At 71.3% G+C, this 21,931-nt stretch carries 21 protein-coding genes and 1 tRNA gene; 14 read left to right on the top strand and 8 right to left on the bottom strand.

Annotation, left to right across the window (positions count from 1 at the left end; translation table 11 throughout):
• The first annotated feature begins 347 nt into the window (after positions 1–347).
• Together J8M50_RS03620 and J8M50_RS03615 are read left to right on the top strand one after the other, a co-directional pair.
• The gene (locus tag J8M50_RS03620) at positions 348–1,463 is read left to right on the top strand and encodes a bifunctional DNA primase/polymerase (RefSeq protein ID WP_010355940.1); all 1,116 of its coding nucleotides are present in this window, start codon (positions 348–350) and stop codon (positions 1,461–1,463) included.
• Positions 1,464–1,630: 167 nt separating this feature from the next.
• The gene (locus tag J8M50_RS03615; RefSeq protein WP_010355941.1) at positions 1,631–2,065 is read left to right on the top strand and encodes a hypothetical protein; all 435 of its coding nucleotides are present in this window, start codon (positions 1,631–1,633) and stop codon (positions 2,063–2,065) included.
• 50 nt (positions 2,066–2,115) lie between these two features.
• On the opposite strand, the gene J8M50_RS03610 is transcribed toward J8M50_RS03615, so the two are convergent.
• A tRNA-Ser gene (locus J8M50_RS03610) sits at positions 2,116–2,202 on the bottom strand.
• Positions 2,203–2,432: 230 nt separating this feature from the next.
• Between J8M50_RS03610 and J8M50_RS03605 the strand changes: the two genes are divergently transcribed.
• Entirely contained in the window at positions 2,433–3,221 is a 789-nt protein-coding gene (locus J8M50_RS03605; protein ID WP_223786154.1) for a hypothetical protein, read from the top strand.
• Here the strand turns inward: J8M50_RS03605 and J8M50_RS03600 are convergent.
• The 3 genes from J8M50_RS03600 to J8M50_RS03590 form a co-directional block, all read right to left on the bottom strand.
• Positions 3,218–4,258: a hypothetical protein gene (locus J8M50_RS03600; protein ID WP_141655603.1), complete on the bottom strand. Its 1,041-nt coding sequence runs from the start codon at positions 4,256–4,258 to the stop codon at positions 3,218–3,220. The two genes, J8M50_RS03605 and J8M50_RS03600, sit on opposite strands and share 4 nt — an antisense overlap.
• Positions 4,255–4,587 (bottom strand): PadR family transcriptional regulator, encoded by a 333-nt coding sequence (locus J8M50_RS03595; protein ID WP_010355944.1) that lies wholly within the window; start codon positions 4,585–4,587, stop codon positions 4,255–4,257. Before J8M50_RS03595 ends, J8M50_RS03600 begins: the two co-directional genes overlap by 4 nt.
• A gap of 123 nt (positions 4,588–4,710) precedes the next feature.
• Entirely contained in the window at positions 4,711–6,186 is a 1,476-nt protein-coding gene (locus J8M50_RS03590; protein ID WP_059044600.1) for a S1C family serine protease, read from the bottom strand.
• Positions 6,187–6,422: 236 nt separating this feature from the next.
• Between J8M50_RS03590 and J8M50_RS03585 the strand changes: the two genes are divergently transcribed.
• From J8M50_RS03585 to J8M50_RS03575, 3 genes are read left to right on the top strand one after another with little or no spacing between them, the layout of a single operon-like run.
• The gene (locus J8M50_RS03585) at positions 6,423–7,262 is read left to right on the top strand and encodes a glycerophosphodiester phosphodiesterase (protein ID WP_010354154.1); all 840 of its coding nucleotides are present in this window, start codon (positions 6,423–6,425) and stop codon (positions 7,260–7,262) included.
• A 50-nt stretch (positions 7,263–7,312) separates the two neighbouring features.
• Positions 7,313–7,918 (top strand): ATP-binding protein, encoded by a 606-nt coding sequence (locus J8M50_RS03580; RefSeq protein WP_063133262.1) that lies wholly within the window; start codon positions 7,313–7,315, stop codon positions 7,916–7,918.
• Positions 7,919–7,959: 41 nt separating this feature from the next.
• The gene (locus J8M50_RS03575) at positions 7,960–8,925 is read left to right on the top strand and encodes a DUF5926 family protein (RefSeq protein ID WP_010354151.1); all 966 of its coding nucleotides are present in this window, start codon (positions 7,960–7,962) and stop codon (positions 8,923–8,925) included.
• Between the two features lie 259 nt (positions 8,926–9,184).
• On the opposite strand, the gene J8M50_RS03570 is transcribed toward J8M50_RS03575, so the two are convergent.
• Positions 9,185–9,739 carry a hypothetical protein gene (locus J8M50_RS03570; protein ID WP_010354150.1) on the bottom strand — a complete coding sequence of 185 codons (555 nt, stop codon included), beginning with the start codon at positions 9,737–9,739 and terminating at the stop codon, positions 9,185–9,187.
• A 55-nt stretch (positions 9,740–9,794) separates the two neighbouring features.
• Complete coding sequence (locus tag J8M50_RS03565; protein WP_010354149.1) at positions 9,795–10,460, bottom strand: bifunctional DNA primase/polymerase; 666 nt, start codon at positions 10,458–10,460, stop codon at positions 9,795–9,797.
• Positions 10,461–11,074: 614 nt separating this feature from the next.
• On the opposite strand from J8M50_RS03565, the gene J8M50_RS03560 reads away from it, so the two are divergent.
• The gene (locus J8M50_RS03560; protein ID WP_010354148.1) at positions 11,075–12,679 is read left to right on the top strand and encodes a PP2C family protein-serine/threonine phosphatase; all 1,605 of its coding nucleotides are present in this window, start codon (positions 11,075–11,077) and stop codon (positions 12,677–12,679) included.
• 130 nt (positions 12,680–12,809) lie between these two features.
• On the top strand, positions 12,810–14,264 hold the full coding sequence (locus tag J8M50_RS03555) for an aminopeptidase P family protein (protein ID WP_010354147.1): 1,455 nt from the start codon (positions 12,810–12,812) through the stop codon (positions 14,262–14,264).
• A 91-nt stretch (positions 14,265–14,355) separates the two neighbouring features.
• On the opposite strand, the gene J8M50_RS03550 is transcribed toward J8M50_RS03555, so the two are convergent.
• Entirely contained in the window at positions 14,356–15,174 is an 819-nt protein-coding gene (locus J8M50_RS03550; protein WP_010354146.1) for a triphosphoribosyl-dephospho-CoA synthase, read from the bottom strand.
• 102 nt (positions 15,175–15,276) lie between these two features.
• Positions 15,277–15,714, bottom strand: coding sequence for an ATP-binding protein (locus J8M50_RS03545; protein WP_010354145.1), 438 nt, complete (start codon positions 15,712–15,714; stop codon positions 15,277–15,279).
• A 216-nt stretch (positions 15,715–15,930) separates the two neighbouring features.
• On the opposite strand from J8M50_RS03545, the gene J8M50_RS03540 reads away from it, so the two are divergent.
• From J8M50_RS03540 to efeB, 6 genes are all read left to right on the top strand, one after another.
• Positions 15,931–16,689 carry a hypothetical protein gene (locus tag J8M50_RS03540; protein WP_010354144.1) on the top strand — a complete coding sequence of 253 codons (759 nt, stop codon included), beginning with the start codon at positions 15,931–15,933 and terminating at the stop codon, positions 16,687–16,689.
• 93 nt (positions 16,690–16,782) lie between these two features.
• Positions 16,783–17,520 (top strand): YcnI family copper-binding membrane protein, encoded by a 738-nt coding sequence (locus J8M50_RS03535; protein WP_010354143.1) that lies wholly within the window; start codon positions 16,783–16,785, stop codon positions 17,518–17,520.
• Positions 17,521–17,597: 77 nt separating this feature from the next.
• On the top strand, positions 17,598–18,257 hold the full coding sequence (locus J8M50_RS03530; RefSeq protein ID WP_010354142.1) for an SCO family protein: 660 nt from the start codon (positions 17,598–17,600) through the stop codon (positions 18,255–18,257).
• Complete coding sequence (locus J8M50_RS03525) at positions 18,254–18,691, top strand: copper chaperone PCu(A)C (protein WP_010354141.1); 438 nt, start codon at positions 18,254–18,256, stop codon at positions 18,689–18,691. Before J8M50_RS03530 ends, J8M50_RS03525 begins: the two co-directional genes overlap by 4 nt.
• A 13-nt stretch (positions 18,692–18,704) precedes the next feature.
• Entirely contained in the window at positions 18,705–20,642 is a 1,938-nt protein-coding gene (locus J8M50_RS03520; RefSeq protein ID WP_010354140.1) for a copper resistance CopC/CopD family protein, read from the top strand.
• Between the two features lie 3 nt (positions 20,643–20,645).
• The gene (efeB, locus tag J8M50_RS03515; RefSeq protein WP_029183916.1) at positions 20,646–21,917 is read left to right on the top strand and encodes an iron uptake transporter deferrochelatase/peroxidase subunit; all 1,272 of its coding nucleotides are present in this window, start codon (positions 20,646–20,648) and stop codon (positions 21,915–21,917) included.
• The last annotated feature ends 14 nt before the right edge of the window (positions 21,918–21,931 follow it).

Genomic DNA, 21,931 nt, shown 5'->3' with positions numbered 1-21,931 from the left:
GAGAACCCGGCCTGGGGCCGGGATTGCATGAACTACGGCTGTTACCGGGGCAGTTGGCCGACCGTCCCGGTGGTGCTGACGACGTCGCGAGATCAGAGTTGCCCACCGGACCCCCGGACAACCACCCCCTACGGCCTGATTAGCACGCAAGCGTGATGACCAGTCGATAAACCCCTTTCACTACCGTTCTTCGCGTGCCGTCACTTCCCGGGCGCGTCGTGGGGGCCGTATCCCGTACGCCGCATGGGGTGAAGCGTTCCGGCAGTCCGGCCGGTGACGGGGTCCCGTACCGCCGTCCGGGTCTGCGCCCCCTCCCGTTTTTCGAACGAGTGTGCGAAACTGGGGGTATGGCCACCACCGACCGGCAGGCCACCACGCTGGCCCTCGCCCACGCGCTCTCGGCCGCCGAACGCGGCCTGGCCGTCATCCCCCTGTCCCGCACCAAGCTCCCGGCGCTGCGCTCCCCCCACCGCCTCGATCCCCCCGGCACCCCGCCCTGCCACGGCGAATGCGGGCGCCCCGGGCACGGGGTGTACGACGCGACGGCCGATCCGGCGCGGATCCGTGCGCTCTTCGCGATGGCGCCGTGGGCGACCGGGTACGGCATCGCCTGCGGGCTGCCGCCGCATCGGCTCATCGGGGTCGACCTCGATACGAAGGGGGATACGGATTCCACTGGCGCGCTGCGGGAGTTGGGCTTGCGCCACCTCTTCACCATCCCGCCGACGGTCGTCGTCATCACGCCGTCCGGAGGCCGGCATCTCTGGCTCACCGGGCCGCCGGAGGTCGTCGTCCCCAACTCGGCGGGGCGGCTTGCGCCGGGGATCGATATTCGGGGGGCGGGGGGTTATCTGGTCGGGCCGGGGTCTCGTACGGAGCGGGGGGTGTACGGGGTGGCGCCGGGGACGGGGCATCTGGCACCGGCGGCGTGTCCTTGGGCGCTTCTGCGGTTGCTGGTTGCGCCGGGGTGGGTGGGGGGTTCTCGCGGCGGCGCCGGGGGTGGGTCTGGCTTCGGGGGCGGGGGTGGCTCCAGGGCGGGGGGCGACTCGGGGTCTGGCTCCAGGTCGGGCTCCAACGCCGAGTCCGGGTCCGGGTCGGGCGCCGGAGCCGGATCGAGGTCCAGGGCAGGGTTGGGCTCCGGAGCCAGGTCGGGGACCGGGGCGGGCTCCAACACCGGGGCCGGGTCGGGCTCCGGGGCCGGGTCAAGTTCCAGGACGGGGTCAGGGTCAGGGTTCCAACACGGCCAGGGACTGGTCCACTTCGTCCTCTCCGCCCACGAAGGCCAACGCAACACCCGTCTGTTCTGGGCGGCTTGCCGTGCGTACGAGAACGGCCTTGCCCTGTCGGGGGAGTTGCTCGAAGCAGCGCTCCGCACGGGGCTGACGGAACGGGAGGCGCGGTCAACTCTGGCGTCAGCGGCTCGACTTACGGGGTGGCGGGGAGAGGGGGGCGTACGGAGGTGAGGCCGCCGGGGGCGTACAGCGTCACCGAATCCCCATACCAAGATCCGAGCCCCACCCCCCGAACTACCCCCGAAACGGCGCGAATCGGAGCGCCCGGTAGCGAAAAGGAGCGCTTTCGTGGGTAAAAGTGGGAACTCCGGCCCACGACACGCCTAAGGTTTCCGACCATGTCCCTGACCCGAGTCGTTCTCCTGTCCGGCCGTGCGGTCGAGCTCTCCGACATCCGGCTCTCCTCCACGTACGGCGGCCTGCTGGAGGGCTACCCCTGCGCCCGCGTGAACGACATGAAGATCAACGGCCTGCTGCGGGGCGCGGAACGAGACACCCCCCGTACACCGGTCCACCTGGTGGAACCCCCACGCGAATACCCCACCGACAACCCCAAGGGCCCCTTCGGCCCCATGGAGGTCCTCCCCCCGGTGGCCTGCGTGGCCTCTTTCCACTCCACCCCGGTCTCCCCCGCCCTCGACCCCGTCCTCCACCGCTCCACCCTCACGGTCGTCTGGTTCCAGCAGACCCCCGAGGTCCCGACGGGCACGAACGCGGACAAGCGCCTACGCGCCCTGGAGTGGGAGGACCTGGCCCACGACAACGAACTCTGACCCAACCCGAAAGGGGCGCCCCTCTCCCGAGGAGCACCCCTTCTCACCTGCGGTGGGTGTGGGATTTGAACCCACGGTGACATCGCTGCCACGACGGTTTTCAAGACCGTTCCCTTAGGCCGCTCGGGCAACCCACCTCGCTCCGGTTCCACCTGGGACGGAGCGGGTACAGCGTACCCGGCAGCGGGGGGCCGCGGCGTGCGTGGTGGGTGGGGTGGAGAACCTCACAAGGTCGTCGCCGACTCGCCACCCCGGCAGGGGGGCGAGTGGTTATCGTGACCTCGCCGGTCGACGGGAGGGGCGTACGGGTATGGGGTCGGGTGTGGTCTTGGCCGCTGGGCTCAGTGAGTTTCAGCAGAATCTCGTCGTGGCCGTCGTGGGGACCGTCGTCGGGGTGCTCGGGACCGTGGCCATCGAGCGGGTGAAGATGCGGCGGGAGCCGGTGAAACGGCTGTCGTGGGAGGCCGAGGTGCACAACGCGATGGTCTCCACGGACGATTCGATCCGGCAGCGGCTGCGGCTCAGCTACAACGGGGTCTCCATCGACGGGCTCAGTTCCATCGAGTTCCGGGTCGAGAACACCGGCAACCGGGTCGTGAAGGACGAGCAGCTGAGGTTCCGGCTGCCGACGGGGGCTCAGGTCATCGAGGCCACGCCCACGTCCGCGCCGGAGCGGGAGATGGGGGTGGTCCGGCGGCCCGAGCGGGAGCAGGACGCCGGTGAAGTGGTGTTCAGCGTCGCCCAGTTGGAGCGGGGGCAGACCCTGGCGCTACGGCTGTCCGTGTCCGCGCCCGACGTGTCCGGCTGGAAGGTGTTCGCGCACAACGACGAGGGGGACGTCGAGTTCCACGAGCGGTCGGCGGCGCGCAGGAAGCAGGACCGGGAACACGTACCCACCTTCTTCACGCTGGCGTTCCTGCTGGTGGCCGTCCCGCCGCTGGTCTCGCTGCTCGGGGACGCAGGCAGGCTCGCCGCCGTGGTCGTCGGCGGCGCGCTGCTGGTCGCCGTCACGCCCCACGTCGCACCGACCGGCCGTACCCTGCGCGACTTCCTCACGCAGAAACCCGAGCCGTCCACGCAGGTCCACATCGGGAGCGTGGCGGAATCCACCTTCTCGGTCGGCGATCGCTCCTCCGCGCAGACCACCCACACCTAGGTCCTGTCCGGGCGCAGCCACATGAGAGCCGTGTACCCGACCAGGCACGTGAGCCCCGCGACGTACACCCAGAACATCGATGACGACGGGTGGAGTTCATCCCAGGAGAAGGCAACGGCCAAGACCGTGAAGGCCGTTGTCGCGTTGCGCTCGCGGTGCGCCAGGCGGCGCGTACGGCGGGGGCCGTCGGCGAGCTGGAGGGCGTAGACGTCGGCCGGGCCGAACACCTCCTCCGGGACGCCTCCGTCCAGATGCCGGCGAGCCTCCTCCACGTGCGCGCGAGCCTCGGCGCGCGGCATGGCGTGGCGGGTACGAAGGAGAGCTTCGAGGTGGGTCGGCCAGTCGCCGGGGCGGGGCGCGAACCAGCGGTCCGGAACGGGGAGCGTGAGTGCCGCGATGCTCAGGGCCAGGCCCGTTGCCGTCAGGGTTAGGGCGGGTAGGGCGAAGGACGGTTCCTCCGGTAGGAGTGTGGACGCCGTGACGCCCCCGGCGAAAACAGCGAGGGCTCCTGCCCCGAAGCCTCGCGTACGCCGGCCCGCCGCCCGCATCGCCATCGCGATGATCAGCAGGACGACGACCCCCAGCACCGTCCCGGACGCCGTCAGCGACGACCAGCTCGGGTGCAGCCAGAAGCCCTCGTCGAGCCAGGCCGCCACGCCCAGGAACACGCCCACGCCGCCGAGCGTCGCGAGGTACGTCCGGAGGCGGTCCGTCGGGGTCATGCCCTGGGCGTCGCGGCCGGCGCGGTGGGTGTCGTCGACGCGTTCCTCGGTGACCGTGCGGGCGTAGTCGTGCGGGTCGCCGAAGAGGTCCGTGGCGGTGCGGCCCGAGTCGGTGACCGCCTCGTGGGCCTCGGCGAGGACGCGGGCGGGGAGGTCCTCGGGGACCTGGGGGTTCAGGAGGAGGCGCGCTTCCACCGCCGCCGCCCACTGCTCATCGGCAGCGCGCTGCCAGGTGAGGGTCATACCGCGGCTCCCCTCGCCGGTCCCGCCGTCGCCCTCTCCACCGGTCCTGCCGTAGCTCCCCTCAACCGTCATGCCCCGGCCCCCTTCAGAAGCGTGCCGACGACACCCGTCAGCTCCCCCCACATCGCCCTGTCCCGCCGCAGCCGCTCCCGGCCCTCTTCGGTGATCCGGTAGTACTTGCGGCCCGGTCCGCCCTCCCCGGCCCCCCACTCGATCTCCACCGCACCCTCCTCCTCCAGCCGCGCGAGCGCGGGGTAGAGCGTCGCGGGCTTCACCCCCGACAGTCCCGCCTCGTCGAGCCGGCTCAGGAGGGCGTAGCCGTAGTCGCGCTCCCCTGCGTCCAGGACCCCGAGGAGACAGAGCGGCAGAACCGCCCGCGTCAACGCCGTACTCACCGTCATCCCCCCGACTTCCCGACTATTCGAGTTCCCAGAATAGTCGGGAACACGTACGTCACGGAAGGCGCCCACAACGGGTAAGGGGCGCCCTCCATGGAGAGCGCCCCTTACCCGTACGGCAAATCGTCAGCTGTCGCCCGTCCGCGACGCCAGCGTCAGCTCCGCGGTCTGGGTCTTGCCGCCGCGTTCGTACGTGATCGTCACCTGGTCACCCGGCTTGTGCGTCCAGATCTCGCCGATCAGGGTCGGCCCGGAGTCGATGACCGTGTCGTCGAGCTTGGTGATGACGTCGCCCGCCTTGAGGCCGGCCTTCGAGGCGGGGCCGCCCGCCTCCACCGAACCCTGGTCGCTGATCTTCGCGCCGCCGGTGCCCTCCTCCAGCGACACGGACGCGCCGATCTTCGCGTACACCGGCTTGCCGGTCTTGATCAGCTGCTGGGCGACGTACTTCGCCTGGTTGATCGGGATGGCGAAGCCGAGGCCGATCGAGCCGGCCTGGCCGGTGCCGAGGCCGCCGGAACTGCTGGACTGGATCGCGGAGTTGATGCCGATGACGTTGCCCTGCGCGTCCAGGAGCGGGCCGCCGGAGTTGCCGGGGTTGATCGAGGCGTCCGTCTGGAGCGCGCTCATGTACGAGCTGCTGCTGCCGCTGCCGTCCGAGGAGGCGACGGGACGGTTCTTCGCGCTGATGATGCCGGTCGTGACCGTGTTGGACAGCCCGAAGGGGGCGCCGATCGCGATCGTCGAGTCGCCGACGGCGACCTTGTCGGAGTCGCCGAGGGTGAGCGGCTTCAGGTCCGAGGGCGCGTTCTTGAGCTTGATGACGGCCACGTCGTACCCCTGCGCGTGGCCGACGACCTCCGCGTCGTACTTCTTGCCGCTCGGGAACGTCGCCGTCACCTTGCCGCCGTCGACCGCCTCGGCGACGACGTGGTTGTTGGTGACGATGTGCCCCTGCGTGTCGAAGACGAACCCGGTGCCGGTGCCGCCGTCGCCGCTGCTGGACTCGGCCTGGATGGTGACGGTGCTGGGGAGCGCGCGCTGGGCGACCCCCGCGACCGTGCTGGCGTCACGCTTGACCGAGCCGCCGCTGTCCGAGGCGGAGACGGTCGTCGAGCCGCCGTCGTCGTTGTCCTTGGCCATCGTGTAGCCGATCGCGCCACCGAGACCACCGGCGACCAGCGCCGCCGCGAGCACCGCCGCGACGAGCCCGCCGCGCCCCTTGCGCCGGGGCGCGGGCTCCTGCCCGTACGCCGCACCCCACGCGCCGCCGGCTCCCGCGCCGCCGTCCGCGTACGACGGGACGGGCGGGGCCGGGGGAGGCCACGAGGCGTCGACGGCGGTCGGCGCGGGGGCGGTGCCGTAGCTGTCGTACGGGGCCGCGCTCGGGGGCTGGGGCGTCTGGGGGGCGCTCTGCGTGTGCGCGTACGGGTCCTGGGCGGGCTGCTGCTGGGGAGCCGGCGGAGGCCAGTCGCCCTCGGCACCCGCGCCCGCCGCCGCGTCCCGCACGCCCGCGTCCGCGGCCGTCGTCGGAGAGTCCACCGGCACGGGAGGTGCGGACGGGGCCGGGGGTACCTCGGTGCCCTCGTTCTCGGTGCTCACAGCGTCTTCTCCTCGGTCCACGGCTGTCTGTCGAGTGTGCGTTGCCTCTACGCTTCAAGCTTTTCCCACAGGCCGTCAGAGCACCATAAGCGGTGCCTGTGGGTCGGCGAGGCTTCCTTATGTGCGATATCAGACGATACGACGGACATACCGGGCACTCACGCAGAACATCTCAGACGGTTCTCAGACGCCCGTCCCGGATCTCGCACACCCCACGCCGATGGGACCATGGCGCGGTGACCCACGCACGGCAGCACCACATCCAGGTAGTCGCCCACCGAGGCGCCTCCGAGGAGGCCCCCGAGCACACCCTCGCCGCGTACCGCAAGGCCATCGAGGACGGCGCCGACGCCCTTGAGTGCGACGTACGGCTGACCGCGGACGGGCACCTCGTCTGTGTGCACGACCGGCGCGTCAACCGGACGTCCAACGGGCGCGGGGCGGTGTCCGCGCTGGAGCTGGCCGAGCTGAACACGCTCGACTTCGGCTCCTGGAAGACGAAACGGGCCGCCCGCGCGCGCGTAGGGGACGAGGAGGAGCCCGACTGGGAGTTCCGCCCCGAGGACCGCGAGCACACGTCCGTGCTGACGCTGGAGCGGCTGCTCGAACTCGTCGCGGACGCGGGACGGCCGGTGGAGCTGGCGATCGAGACGAAGCACCCGACGCGTTGGGCCGGACAGGTGGAGGAGCGGCTCCTCGCGCTGCTGAAGCGGTTCGGGCTGGACGCGCCGGCCGATCCGGCCGAGTCCGCCGTACGGATCATGAGCTTCTCGGCGCGGTCGCTGCACCGCGTGCGCGCGGCGTCGCCGACGCTGCCGACCGTGTACCTGATGCAGTTCGTCTCGCCCCGGCTGCGGGACGGGCGGCTGCCGGTGGGGGTGGGGATCGCGGGGCCGTCGATGCGGATCGTGCGCAGTCATCCCGCGTACGTGGAGCGGCTGAAGCGGGCGGGGCACCAGGTGCACGTGTGGACGGTCAACGAGGAGGAGGACGTCGACCTGTGCGTGGGGCTGGGGGTCGACGCGATCATCACGAACCGGCCGGGGGCGGTGCTGCGGCACCTCAGGACGCCGTAGTCGTCACGGGGTGTGCACCGGCGCGTTCGGTGCGTGTACCGGTGTGAAGAATGCGTCAGCGGACGGACATCCACCGGTTTCCGGTACAGGCCAAGGGGGCATCCACTCGGTGGCGTGGGGCGAAGGAGGTCTCGGGGGTGGCGTTGGTGGTGGCACAAGAGGTGCCCACGTCGTCGAGCATGGCCGTGTCGCATGGCCCTGCGGGCGTGGGCGCGGCGAGACACCGTATGCGGGACCAGCTGCGCGGCGGCGGGGTCTCCGAAGCGGTCATCGACGACGCCGTACTGATCCTGTCGGAACTGCTCAGCAACGCGTGCAAGCACGGACGGCCGCTGGGTGACGCGCTCGCGGGCGACGGCGACGTCCGCGCGGCCTGGCGGGTCGACGCGCGGGGGCGGCTGGTCGTCGAGGTCACGGACGGCGGCGGCCCGACCCGCCCCTCCCCGGCCCACCCCTCCGTCACCGCGCACGGCGGCCGGGGGCTGAACATCATCTCCGCGCTCGCGCACGACTGGGGGGTCCGCGACGACATCCACGGCGAGGTCACCGTCTGGGTCGTCGTCCACAACGACGTCCACGACCCGGACGCGCGCACGGACTTCGCCGACGGGGTCACGCCGTCGCTGACAGGGCTGGACTTCGACGATCTCGACTAGGCTCCCGGCGTACCAGACCAGCCGTACCCGGGAGACAGTCGATGGCCAAGAAGCGACCCCAGACCAAGGCCCAGGGGCCTCAGGTGACCGCCGGAGAGATCCCGGTCGTGGGGGCGCGGGAGCCGTGTCCCTGCAACAGCGGCCGTCGGTACAAGGCGTGTCACGGCCGGGCGGCGGCGCAGGCGGTCACCGAGCTGGTGCACCGGCCGTTCGAGGGGCTCGCGGGGGAGTGCGACTGGGTCGCGCTCAGGGAGCTGGTGCCCGCCGCCACCGCCGAGCTGACGCTCAAGGGCGGGCTGCCTGACGGGGTGCCCTCCGTGACGCTCGCCACCGTGCTGCCGATGGCGTGGCCGGCGCTGCGGCGTGACGACGGGTCCGTGCTGCTGGGCCTCCAGAACGACACCGCGTCCGGGGACGTCAGCCGGGACCTCGCCGACAACCTCCTGCGCGCGCTGGAGGCCGAGCCGGGTACGCCCGTACAGGGTCGCCGTACGCCCGCCGACGGTCCCCGGCTCCAGGATCTGCTGGATCCCGAAGGCGGGTTCGAGCCAGTTGTCCGGCCCGGCTTCGACTTCTGGGTGCCGGACACCGAGCACGCGACGGCGGACGTGACGGCGTCCCTGGAGCGCGCGAACGAGGCCGTGATCCCGACGGTCAAGCTGTCGGGCGTGGACGCCGCGTACTGGTGCGAGACGCCGGACAAGAACCACCTGCGGTGGGTCATGCCGTACGCGGAGGAGCGTCTTCTGGACGCTCTCGCGCGCCTGCACGCGGCCGGCGCCGCGGGTCTCGGCGAGGGCACGCGTCTGGTCGGTTCCTTCCGGGCGCACGGCCTGACCGTGCCGGTCTGGGACCTGCCGAGCGAGGTCCGCGCGGAGGACGTCGAGAAGCCCGCCGCCGAGTTCGCCGAGCGCCTCGCGGCGGCCCTGGCCACGGACGCCCCGCTGACCCCGGACGAGCGCCGCGCGCGCGGCGGTCTGACGAACCGCCAGGTCACCCTGAGCTGACGCGGGACTCGCCCGAGCGGGTGACTCCGCTCACAACTCCCGTACCCCGTAAGGCCGGTCGGCGCCGGAAACCGCCGCTCAGCGGTTGTCCGGAAAGCCTCCGGAACCCGAAAGAAAACGCGAGATCGAATTTGCTTGGAGCCGATCTCTTGTTACGGTTCGAGTAGCCCGGTTGCTGGTGCATCCCCCGTCGCCAGCAACCGGGTCTTTTCATGCCTCTGTGGCAAACCCGCGCCGCTTCACAGTCCGGCGCGATGCGTCAACTCCCCGTCTCCGGTGCGGAGTTGCTCCCGGAGCGCAGCAGCAGCGGCCCGTCGTCCCCGTGCGCGAACTCCGACACGGCGCTGTAGCCGTCGAGCTCCCCCCGCGTCCGCTCACGCGGCGTCTCACAGCTCGTGGGCTCGTCCCCGGCGCCGACGGCGCACCGCAGCCCGACCGTCCGCCCGTCGGGCCCCAGGAGGCTCAGGACGGCCTCCAGGGCGCGTCCGGTGCCGTTGCGGTAGTAGGTCCGCGCCCAGGTGTCCGCGCCCTGCGTCAGGACGCACGTCTGCGCCTCCACGCCGTCCGGCGAGGCGAGTTCGGGACCGCAGCGCGCGGCGGTGGCGATCCCGAGGCCCAGCAGCCGCGCGGGCGACGGCGATGCGGCCGGCTTGGGATCGTCGTAAGGACGCGGCTCGTACGGCGGGACGACCGTCCGTACGGCGTCGTCGAGCACGTTCCCCTCCTCACCCACCGGGCCCGCCGACGCGAGGGTCAGAGGGAGCACGACGGCGCACAGGGCCGTGGCACCGAGGGCGAGGAGGCGAAGGTTCATAGCGGGAAGATAACGAGCACGCGTGCGCGTACGGCCCGTTCCGCGCCGGGCGGCCCTACAACTCGGGGGCGCTCACACCCGTACGAGTGAGGACGTCGACGACCGTGTCGACCACGGCCTCCACGTCGGGCACCCAGGGCGTGGCCGAGCCGGGCAGCGGTGCGCGCTCCCAGCGGATGTCGCCCTGGCCCGAGAGGGAGGGCGGGAGGGCGAGGTAGCCGCCCTCGCCGTGGAAGCGGAGCGAGCCGGGGACGTAGTCCTTCGCGTACAGGAGTTCGCCGAGCTGTTCCATGGAGTACGGCTTGACGAGGATCGCCCAGCGCGCGGGCGCGGCGACGACGGGGCCGAGGCGCATGCCCTTCGCGTCGAGTTCCACGAGGGCCTGGGCCGCCGCGCGCGCGGGGAGGCTGATCGCGCAGGGCGCTGCGGCGCCGGTCGCCAGGATGATCGGGGCCGTCGGGCGGTTCGTCCACCACCAGCGGACCATCCGGCCGTCGGTGGTCGCCGCGAGGAGGCCGGGGTCGAAGGGGTGCGCACCGGGCATCGTGCAGCCCGGGTCGGGGCAGGAGCACCGGGACCGGCTCTCCGGGTCGGCCGGTGCGCCGGGGAGCACGGGCCACTGCCACTGCGTCGCGCAGGTCAGTGCTGCTTCGATCAACTCAGGCATCCCGTCGCCGCGTTGGGACAGAAGCCTGCGTCGCCTTCCGAGGATCTCGCGCATGAGCGCTCGTTCCTTTCCGTTGCACCGCTGGCAACACCGTGGGCCACATCACACCATGTGTCGATCACTTCACTGTGCGTACCTGTTGGCGCATCACACCCTTGCACCGGGCAAGAGGAACCCCTGAACTGCGTCGCGCAAAAGCCTGGGCATGGCGGGGGGTGGCGAAGTCTGGCGTTTTGCCGTCCCGCGTATTTCTCTCCGCCTCCGCCACGGAGGATGGGGCTCGGTCGTCGATGGCTATGACGCCCGGGTCGGGTCACCAGGTTCCGGGCGGCTGGCACCACCCCTGAATCCCTACCGAGTACGTACCCATCACGACCGGTGTGACGCTCTGTGGAACAAGGCCAGTCGACCTCAATCACCCGGAACCCGAGGCGGTTTTAAGCCAACTTTGCATTTCTGTCCAAGACTCACTCTCCGTTCATGAGCACCTCCCGGACACCGGGAATCCCGATAGGACAATGCTGGACATCCCATCACGAGTGCGTGTAGATGTGGAGACACTGCCGGCGGTGCAGAATGAGCAGAATGACATGGGGGTTTGCGATGCTTTTGAGCAAAACGCACCGGTCCGAGAGCCGGACGCCATGAACGCCCCTCACCCTCCGAAAGTGGCCGGAATCGATTCCACGGTTCCCGCACCCGCCCACACTGCCGCGCCCGTGTCCGCGGGCCCGCCCGCCGCGGCCGTCCCGCTGCCCTCCACGGCCCCCACCTGCACACCGGCACCCGGCACCGCCCTCCAGGACCGGCTCGCCGGCTGGGTCTCGGACCTCACGACGCTCCACGAACTCACGGAACGTGTCTCCCGTACGGACACGCTCCCCGAGGCCCTCGACGAGCTCCTGCGCGCGGGCGCGGCCCTCGTCGGCGCGGCGCGCGGCCTGGTCGCCCTCGAACCCTCCGACGGCCCCGCCACGACCACCGCGCTCGGCCTCGACCGCGCGGCCCTCGGCAGCCTGGAGACGGTCCCGCGCGCGTCCCTCCCCCACGGCCGGCTCCTCGACGGCCGCACGGAACGGGAGTTGATCGTCGCCGATCTGTTCGCGGAGGAGGGGCTGGATCCACGGCATCGCGAGGTGGCGGGGCGGTTGGGGTATGCGGCGGTGTACGGGGTGCGGTTGGAGCGGGATGCGGGGGGCGGGGTTGCCGGGGGCGGGACGGGGGTCGGGTTCGGGCGGTTGACGGGGAGAGGGGGGTCGGCGGGGACGGGGGGACCGGACGAGGCCGTCGCCTCCGGCGTTCCCGGCAACTCCCTTGTCCCCAGCGGGTCCAGCGGCACCGGCGCTGCATGCGACTCCGGCGTCCCCGGAGGGGTCCGTGTCCCCGGCGTTCGCAGCGCCGCCGACACTCCCGACCCCGTGGCGCGGCCGGGCTTCTCCGGTGCCGTTGTCTGGCTGTACGACGAACCCGGGGCCCCCGATGAGCGGCGGCGGCATCTCGTCGAGCTGTACGTGCGGTTCGCGGCGGCGCATGTCGGACGGTTGCTGGAGGTCGAGAGCACGCGCGCGTGTATGGCGACGATCTCCGAGGAGTTGCTGCCCTCGCGGTTGCCCCGCGTGGCCGGGGTGCAGCTCGCCGCGCGGCATCAGCGCGGGGCGCGGGGTGGCGGGGACTGGTACGACGCACTGCCGTTGCCGGACGCCGCGCTCGGGCTGTCCGTCGGGTCCGTCACCGGCGCCGGGCCCAGCGCCGTCGCCGCGATGGGGCGGCTGCGGGCCTCCCTGCGCGCGTACGCCGTGATGGAGGGCGAGGACCCCGTCGCCGTCCTGTCCGACCTCGAACTCCTCCTGCGGCTCACCGAACCCGCCCGCTCGGCCACCGCGCTGTTCGCCTACTGCGAGCCCGCCCTGCGGAAGATCACCCTCGCCGGGGCCGGACACTGCCCGCCGCTGCTCGTCGGGGACCGGCGTACGGAGTTCGTCGAGACGTCCGTCTCCGCGCCGCTCGGCATGCTGTCGTGCTGGGAGGCGCCGAGCGTCGAGCTGGAGGCGGAACCCGGAGAGACGGTTCTGCTCTACACGGACGGCCTGCTCAGGCGTACCGGCGATCCCGTGGACCGCGCGTTCACGCGCCTGCACGCGGCTGCCGCCGGGGTGCCGAAGGCGTTGCGGGGCGACCCCGGGGCCGTCGCGGACCATGTGCTGCGGGCGATGGTGCCGGACGGGGCGGGCGGCGCGGAGGACGTCGTGCTGCTGGCGGCGCGGTTCGAGTAGGACCGGTAGCTCTGTGGGGGGACGGAGGAAGATAGCTCTATAGAGGGGTTTGCCGGATTCCGCACATCCGTACGATGGGGGCAGTCCCGATGTCGTGGGACGGTCCCGTGCCGTATGGAGGAGGAAGACCGTGGCTGACGAGCTCACCCCGGAAGGCGACACCGAGGAGCCGGTCAAGCAGCGCAAGAACGGGCTGTACCCCGGGGTCTCGGACGAACTCGCCGAGAACATGAAGTCCGGGTGGGCCGACACGGAGCTGCGGGACCTCACCGCGATTCCGCAGGCCGCCGAGACGGCTGCCCGGCGGGCCGCGCTGTCCGCGCGGTTCCCCGGTGAGCGGATCGTCGTCCCCGCCGGGAACCTCAAGGTGCGGTCCAACGACACGGACTACCCGTTCCGGGCGTCCGTGGAGTACGCGTACCTCACCGGCAACCAGACCGAGGACGGCGTCCTCGTCCTGGAGCCCGTCGCCTCCGGCGGGCACACCGCCACCCTCTACCTCCTCCCCCGCTCCGACCGCGAGAACGGCGAGTTCTGGCTCTCCGGGCAGGGCGAGCTGTGGGTCGGGCGCCGGCACTCCCTCTCCGAGGCCGAGCAGGTGTACGGGGTTCCCGTATCCGACGTCCGCGAGCTCGCGGACGCGCTCCGCGAGGCGACCGGGCCCGTCCGCGTCGTCCGTGGGTACGACGCCGGCATCGAGGCCGCCCTCCACGACAAGGTCACCGCCGAGCGGGACGAGGAGCTGCGGGTCTTCCTCTCCGAGGCGCGGCTCGTCAAGGACGCGTTCGAGGTCGGGGAGCTCCAGAAGGCTGTCGACTCGACCGTGCGCGGGTTCGAGGACGTCGTGCGGGTCCTCGACAAGGCCGAGGCGACGTCCGAGCGGTACATCGAGGGGACGTTCTTCCTTCGGGCTCGGGTCGAGGGGAATGACGTCGGGTACGGGACGATCGCCGCCGCCGGGGCGCACGCCTGTACTTTGCACTGGGTGCGGAATGACGGGCCTGTGCGGTCGGGTGAGCTGCTGCTGCTCGATGCCGGGGTCGAGACCCACACGTATTACACCGCCGACGTGACTCGGACTCTTCCCGTCAACGGGCGGTTCAGTGATGTGCAGCGGCGGGTGTATGACGCGGTGTACGACGCTCAGGAGGCCGGGATCGCGGCTGTGCGGCCCGGTGCGAAGTATCGGGACTTCCATGACGCGGCTCAGCGGGTGTTGGCCGAGCGGCTTGTCGAGTGGGGGCTTGTCGAGGGGCCTGTGGAGCGGGTGTTGGAGCTGGGGCTTCATCGCCGGTGGACCTTGCATGGGACCGGGCACATGCTGGGGATGGACGTTCACGACTGTGCTGCGGCTCGGGTGGAGTCGTATGTGGACGGGACGTTGGAGGCGGGGATGGTGTTGACCGTTGAGCCCGGGTTGTATTTCCAGGCTGATGATCTGACGGTGCCTGAGGAGTATCGGGGGGTTGGGGTGCGGATCGAGGACGACATCCTGGTGACGGAGGAGGGGAACCGGAACTTGTCCGATGGGCTGCCTCGGCAGGGGGATGAGGTGGAGTCTTGGATGGCTTCGCTTAAGGGCTGAGGTTGTGGGGATGGCCGGGTTCCAAAGGGGTGTCTGGCCATCACTGCGGGGTGCGGGTTGTCTGTGGCTGGTCGCGCAGTTCCCCGCGCCCCTAGGGCGTTGCTGGTAGGGCGTCCACAAAGAGAGCGCCTGCCAAGAGTCCTGCGCTTCCCCTTGGGCTCCAGTTCCGTTCGTTCAAGTCCCCGTCGAACTCCTCCAACGCCACCCTCCCCTCCCCCGTCGCCACCCCGCCCGCCTCCAGCACTCCCCTCGCCCCCGCCTGGACGTGCCTCAAGCCCAACGGGCCCGCCATGTGCAGGAGTTCTGTGTCCTGGAGGGTCGATATCACCGTCAGGAGGGCGTTCAGGCGGGCCTCCTCCTCGGATGCGCCCGCTGTGCGGGACGTCGACAGGGTCGTCAGTGCTCTGCGGACGTGAGGGAAACCCGCTCGGGCTTCTCCTCTTGCGCCCGCTGCTCCGTACTTCGCCGAGACCGTCGAGCCCCGGGACGGGCGGCGAGGGGCCGTGCGGTCGGGGTGGGCTGCTATGCGTTTGGCCGTCGTGGTGACGTCCTCGCCACGGGCCAGGGGGTCCAGGGCCGCCGCCGCGACCAGCAGTCCCAGGGTCCACAGCGCGCCCCGGTGTCCGCCTCCCGCCAAGCCCACGGAGTGTTCCGTGCAGCGCCCTATCGAACCCAGCTCCGCCCGCAGCCCCGGCGTCGCCTCGCCCGTCCGTCTCGCCGCCGCTGCCATCGCCGCGAGACCCGGTGTCAGCGCCCGCGCCGACCACCGCAGACCCACGTGATCCCGTCGAGTGACCCGCGCCGCCACGTCCCGCGGGTCCGGCAACCCCGGCTTCGGTGCCAACGCGAGCTGGCCGGTCAGCGCGTCCACAGCGGCTCGCGCGAGTGCGTCGTCGGCGGGGCTCTTCATCGGCGTACCTCCTGGGAGGCGCCCTTGCGGGTTCCCGTCATGCCCAGGAAGGTAGGAGACGTGGCCGTCAGTTTCTTGAGGATGCGCTGAGAGGGAGCTGTGTCACACCGCGACCAGCGGAGCGTTCTCGCGCCACTTGAGGATCTTGTCGAAGCTGACGACCGCGCCGCCGAGGCCGGGTTTGTTGCCGATGTGGACGTGGTCGGCGAGCTGCTGGATGAGGAAGAGGCCGCGCCCCGCCTCCGCGTCGGCGGCGGAGACTCTCGGCGTTCTCCCGGCCTGCGCGAACCCGGGCCCGGAGTCGGTGACCTCGATACGGCACTTCTCGCCGTCCAGGTACGCGGTGACGCGGAACGCCTCGGACGTGGTCCCCCCGCCGTGCTCGACGGCGTTCGCACAGGCCTCGCTCAACGCGACGGAGAGGTCGTAGCAGACGTCGGGATCGACACCGGCCGTCTCCATCGTGCCGAGCAGCAGACGCCGTGCGAGGGGCACGCTCGCGGCGTCGCGCCGCAGATGCAGTGACCACCAGATGCTCATGTTCCAGCCTCCTGGTCGCGGCTCTGGTCGCGGCTCGACATACCGATACCTATTGCCCCCTGAGGGCTGATGTAAGCGCGATTTCCGCGTGATCCCGCCCATGTGGCGGATGCGTGCGGGGCCGGAATCGGTGTATGCGCACCTCAGAAAGCTCCCCGCGTCTCCCCCGGACCTGCCGTCCGCCGCCGATTCGCCCAGTGCGATGATGAGCCCGCCATGACTGTCCCCCTCCGGCTGATCCGGGCCGCGGTGTTCGCCGCGGTCTGCGTCGTGCTGGCCGCCGTCGGACACGCGCTCGCGTCGTGCGCGACGATCCCGGTGTGGACGCTGGGGGCGGGGTTCCTGGTGATGTGCGCGCTCGTCGCTCCGCTGTGCGGGCGGGAACGCTCGCTGCCGGGGATCGTGGCGCTGCTCGCGGCCGGACAGACCGCGCTGCACGTGGTGTTCGGCCTCGGCCAGCACACGTCCGGCGGCGCCTCGATGGCGTCCATGCCGGGCATGGCACCCACCCCCGACGCCGACCTCGTCGCACAGGCCGCGCGCCTGCTGTGCGGGACGACGGTCGCCGCGATCAGCCCGGAACACGCGTACCGCATCCTCACCGAGGCGCGGGTGTACGACGCCGCCGCGCACCCCGTGCCCGTCGGCGAACCCGAGCTGCTGCCGTCCCTGCCGATGCTGCTCGGCCACGTCCTCGCGGCCGTCGCCGCCGGCTGGCTCCTGCGGCGCGGGGACAGCGCGCTGCTGCGGCTGATCGACCTGTCGGTGCGCGGGGTCGCCGAGGGGGCGCTCGTACGGTCCCTGCGCGGGGCGCTCACGCTGGTGCGCGCGCTGCTCGCGGGGCTGCCCGGCGTACCCGGCATCCACACTCCCCGCGCGGATCAGCTCGCGCCGCCTCGGCTGCGGCACGCGGAGCTTCAGCACACGGTCGTACGGCGAGGGCCGCCGGTTTCGGGTCTCACCCTCGCCGCCTGACACGACGGACCGCCTCCCAGGGGAGTGGCCGGCGTCGGGCGGCATACGCACGCGCGCGTGCGCCCTCACCCGACCCACTCACCGTGGAGTGCCATGAACCCCCGTCGTCTCCTCGCCGCTTCCGCCGTCGCCGGGACCGCCGTCCTCGCGCTGTCCTCCCCCGCCTTCGCGCACGTCTCCGTCGTCGCGGAGGGCACCGCCGCCAAGGGCGGGTACGCGGTCGTCGACTTCCGTGTCCCGAACGAGCGCGACAACGCGTCGACGGTGAAGCTGGAGGTCACCTTCCCGGCCGACCACCCGCTCGCGTCCGTGATGCCGCAGCCGGTGGAGGGCTGGAGCGTCGTCGTCACCAAGGGCACGCTCGCCAAGCCGCTGAGCGTGCACGGCAAGCAGATCACCGAGGCCGTCACGAAGGTCACCTGGACCGCCGCCGCCGGCAAGGGCATCGCGCCCGGCTTCATCCAGCAGTTCCCGCTGTCGGTGGGCGCGCTGCCCGAGGACACCGACTCGCTGGTCTTCAAGGCGCTCCAGACCTACGACAACAAGGAGGTCGTCCGCTGGATCGAGGTCCAGGCGGACGGCGCCGAGGAGCCCGAGCACCCGGCCCCGACCCTGGCGCTGGCCGCCGCGTCCGCCGACGGGCACCACGGCGGCGGCGCCACCGAGGCCGCCGCCGCGAACACGACGACCACCGCCGCGTCGTCCAGCGACACCGACAGCACCGATACGACGGCCCGCGTCCTCGGTGTCGTGGGCATCGTCGTCGGGATCGCCGGAGTGGCGTACGGCGTGCTCGCGGGACGTCGTCGTACCGCATCGCCCGAAGCCTGAGCCTGATCCGCGTGGGCGCGCGCCGGTTCTCGCCAGTGCGCGCCCCGTCTCCTTCCGAACATCTGGGACATTTCTCCATGCGCAAGAAGACGTACGCCACGGCCGCCCTGCTCGCCGCCGCCGTGCTCACCCTCTCCGCCTGCGGGAGCGGTGACGACAACTCCTCGTCCGTCGCCTCGGTCGTCGAAGAGGGCGGCAACACCAGCGAGCAGGCCGCGATCGTGCTGGACCAGCCCTTCACCAAGCCGAACCTGGTGCTGACCGACGCCACCGGCAAGAAGTACGACCTGCGGGCCGCGACCAAGGGGCAGCCGACGCTGCTGTACTTCGGGTACACGCACTGCCCCGACGTGTGCCCGCTGACCATGAACAACATCGCCGTCGCCAAGTCGAAGCTGTCGAAGGCCGAGCAGGACAAGCTGCGGGTCGTGTTCGTGACGACCGACCCCGCGCGGGACACCCCGGCCGCGCTCGCCTCCTGGCTCAAGGGCATCGACCCGCAGGTCGTCGGCCTGACCGGCGACTTCGCGACGATCCAGGCCGCCGCCCGGACCGTCGGCATCACCATCGAGCCGCCGCACAAGGACAAGAACGGCAAGATGGTCTCCACCCACGGCACGCAGGTGGTCGCGTTCTCGCCGAAGACCGACGGGGGCTACGTCCTCTACACGGAGTCGGCGACCGTCGACGACTACATCAAGGACCTGCCGAAGCTGATGCAGGGAGCCAAGCCGTGAGGCTCGCCGCCGCAGGGGTCGGGGCGGTGCTGCTGCTCGCCGGGTGCGGGTCCTCCGACGCGAGCGGTCCCGCTCTGTCCGTCGGCGCCGCCTACATTCCGCAGCCCGTCTCCACCATGGCCGCCGGGTTCCTGACCATCAGCAACAAGGGCGGTACGAAGGACGAGCTGACGTCCGTGACCAGCCCCGCCGGGCCCGTCACCGTGCACGAGACCAGTGGCGGGACGATGACCGAGGTCAGCTCCCTCGATGTGCCCGCGCACGGTCAACTCGTGTTCAAGAGCGGCGGTAACCATCTGATGTTCGAGAAGCTGGAGCGACTGCCGAAGCAGGGCGAGAAAGTGACCGTGACCCTGCACTTCGCCGAATCGAAGGCCATGGAGGTCGAGATTCCGGTGGAGTCGGCGACGTACGTCCCGAAGACCGGGAACTGAGGGAGGGAAACACATGCCGTCGGCCACCACCTCGCGCGTGCGCACCTGGGTGCTGCTGTTCCTGGCCGTCACCGGAGCGCTCCTCGCCGGTGCCGCGCCCGCGTCCGCGCACGCCGCGCTCACCGGCAGCGATCCCACGCAGGGGTCGGTGGTCGCGCAGGCCCCCACACAGGTGACGCTCACGTTCTCCGAGAAGATCGCCACCGACCGCGACTCCGTGCGCGTCCTGGACCCCAAGGGGAACCGGGTCGACGCGGGCGCCGCGAACAACACGGGCGGGTCGTCGTACGCCGTGCCGCTGCGCAGCGGGCTGCCGGACGGGACGTACACGGTCACGTACCAGATCGTCTCCGAGGACAGCCATCCCGTCGCCGGGGCGTACACGTTCTCCATCGGGGCCGCCTCCGAGACCAGCGTCTCGGCGTCCGTGCGGGAAGCCGGGGGCGGGGTCGTGGGGGCGCTCTACGACGCCGGGCGGTATCTGTCGTACGCCGGGTTCATCGTCCTCGTCGGTGGCGCCGCGTTCGTGCTCGCCTGCTGGTCGCGGGGGAGTTCCGTACGGGCCGTGCAGCGGCTCGTCGTCGGGGGGTGGCTGACGCTCACCGCGTCGACGCTGTTCCTGCTGCTCGTGCGCGGGTCGTACACCGGGTCCGGGAAGGTCGGGGACATCTTCGATCTGTCGCTGCTGGGGGATGTGCTTCAGACCAAGGCGGGGGCCGCGCTGGTGTCGCGGCTGCTGTTGCTTGCCGCTGCCGCGCTGTTCATCGCCGTGTTGTTCGGGGCGTATGACAAGCGGGACGACGAGGAGAAGCGGGATCTGCGGTTCGGGCTGGCGGTGGGGGGGACGGTTGTCGCCGCCGGGTTGGCTGCTAGCTGGGCGTTGGCCGAGCATGCGTCGACGGGGTTGCAGGCGGGGATCGCTATGCCGGTCGACATCGTGCATCTGCTGGCGGTGGCGGTGTGGCTGGGCGGGCTCGTGACGCTGCTGGTCTCGCTTTATCGGGGGCCTGTGGAGCATCCCGTCGATTCGGGTGCCGTGCGGCGGTTCTCGCAGATCGCGTTCGGGAGTGTGCTGGCGCTGGTCGCCACCGGGATCTACCAGTCCTGGCGGCAGCTCGGGTCGTGGTCGGCGTTCACGGAGACGTCGTACGGGCAGCTGCTGCTGGTGAAGATCGGGCTGGTGGTCGTGCTGGTGGGGATCGCTTCGGTTTCTCGGCGGTGGACGGGGAGGCTGGTGGGGGCCGGGGCTGTTGAGGGGGCTGCGGATTCCGAAGAGGCGTCGGCTGCCGAGGAGGACGGCGCGCAGGTCAAGGAGCCTGTCGCCGTACGCAAGGGGGCCGACTCCGCCGACAGCGCCACGGGTGACCCCAAGCGCGCCTCTCAACTCGCCCGGCAGCAGGCCGCCGTAGACAGCACCCGGCAGAAGAAGCTGCGGGACGGCGACGCGAACCGGTTCGGGCTGCGGCGTTCCGTGCTCGCCGAGGCCGGTGTCGCCGTCGTCCTGCTCGCCGTGACCACGATCCTCACGTCCACCGAGCCCGGACGTACCGAACTGGACGCCAAGGCCGCGAACTCCGTGTCGTCCGGTGCCGTCTCGGACGGGACCGGCGGCGCGCTGACGCTCGACATGAGCTTCGACACCGGCGGAGCCAAGGGCAAGGGCGTCGTCAGCGTCGACATGGACCCCGCCGGGACCGGGGCCAACGAGCTGCACGTCTACCTCACCGACGCGAACGGGCAGCCCATCGACGTCCCCGAGCTGAAGGTCTCCTTCACGCTCGAATCCCAGAAGATCGGGCCCCTGCCCGTCACCCCCGACCACATCACCACCGGTCACTGGGCGGCGAACGGAGTGCAGATCCCGGTGGCCGGCGAGTGGAAGATCGCCGTCACCGTCCGGACCTCCGACATCGACCAGACGACCGTCTCCAAGAACGCGCAGATCGGCTGAACCGTGACCCTTTCGGAGCCCCGTACGACCCCGGAAACGCCTACGCAGGAAGGACTTTCACGCCGGGCGCTGCTCGGTACGGCCGGTGCGGCCGGGCTGGTGCTCGGTGCGGCGGGCGGTGCGGGGGTCGCGTATGCCGCCGCGCCGGGTGAGGCGACGCCGTTGACGTCCGTGGGGGCGGAGGCGGTCGCGTTTCACGTGAAACATCAGCCCGGGATTCTTCAGGGGCTCCAGGCTCGTGGGCATGTCGTGGCGTTCGACCTGGCGGCGGGGGCGGGGCGGGCGCAGGCCGTCGCGTTGATGCGGCGGTGGTCGCAGACCGCTGAGCGGCTGATGGCGGGGGAGGCCGCGGGGCAGGGGGACACCGGGATCGCGATGGATGCCGGACCCTCCTCGCTGACCATCACCTTCGGGTTCGGGCACAGCTTCTTCGCGAAGACCGGGCTGGAGAAGCTGCGGCCCGTGGGGCTCGACCCGTTGCCGAGTTTCTCCTCGGACCGGCTCGACAAGGCTCGTAGCGACGGGGATCTGTGGGTGCAGATCGGGGCCAACGACGCCCTCGTCGCCTTTCACGCGCTGCGCGCGATCCAGAAGGACGCGGGGAGCGCCGCGAAGGTCCGCTGGCAGATGAACGGGTTCAACCGGTCGCCGGGGGCCACCTCCCACCCCATGACCGCGCGGAATCTCATGGGGCAGATGGACGGGACGCGCAATCCGAAGCCGTCCGAGCCTGACTTCGATCAGCGGATCTTCGTACCGGCGTCCGGCTCGTCGTCGGAGAACCCCGCGTGGATGGCGAACGGGTCCTACGCCGTCGTCCGCCGGATCCGGATGCTCCTCGACGACTGGGAGAAGCTGACCGTCGCGGCGCAGGAGCAGGTCGTCGGGCGGCGGAAGGCGGACGGCGCGGCGCTGTCCGGGGGGTCGGAGACGACCGCGATGGATCTGGAGAAGGTGGACGCGAAGGGGGATCTGGTGGTGCCGATCAACGCGCACGCGCGGATCTCGCGGCCGGATCAGAACGGGGGTGCGGCGATGTTGCGGCGGCCGTTCTCGTTCCACGACGGGATCGACGCGGACGGGACGCCTGACGCGGGGTTGCTGTTCATCTGCTGGCAGGCCGATCCGTTGCGGGGGTTCGTGACGGTGCAGCGGAAGCTGGATCGGGGGGATGAGCTGTCGAAGTACATCCGGCACGAGTCGAGTGGGCTGTACGCGGTACCGGGTGGGGCGGAGAAGGGTGGGTACGTGGGGCAGGCGCTGCTGGAGGGGTGAGGTCACGCAGGTTC

It is taken from the genome of Streptomyces acidiscabies (assembly GCF_020010905.1).
GTDB lineage: Bacteria > Actinomycetota > Actinomycetes > Streptomycetales > Streptomycetaceae > Streptomyces > Streptomyces acidiscabies.
Note: the sequence above shows the minus strand (reverse complement) of the source record. Positions and strands in the feature narration are given on the sequence as shown.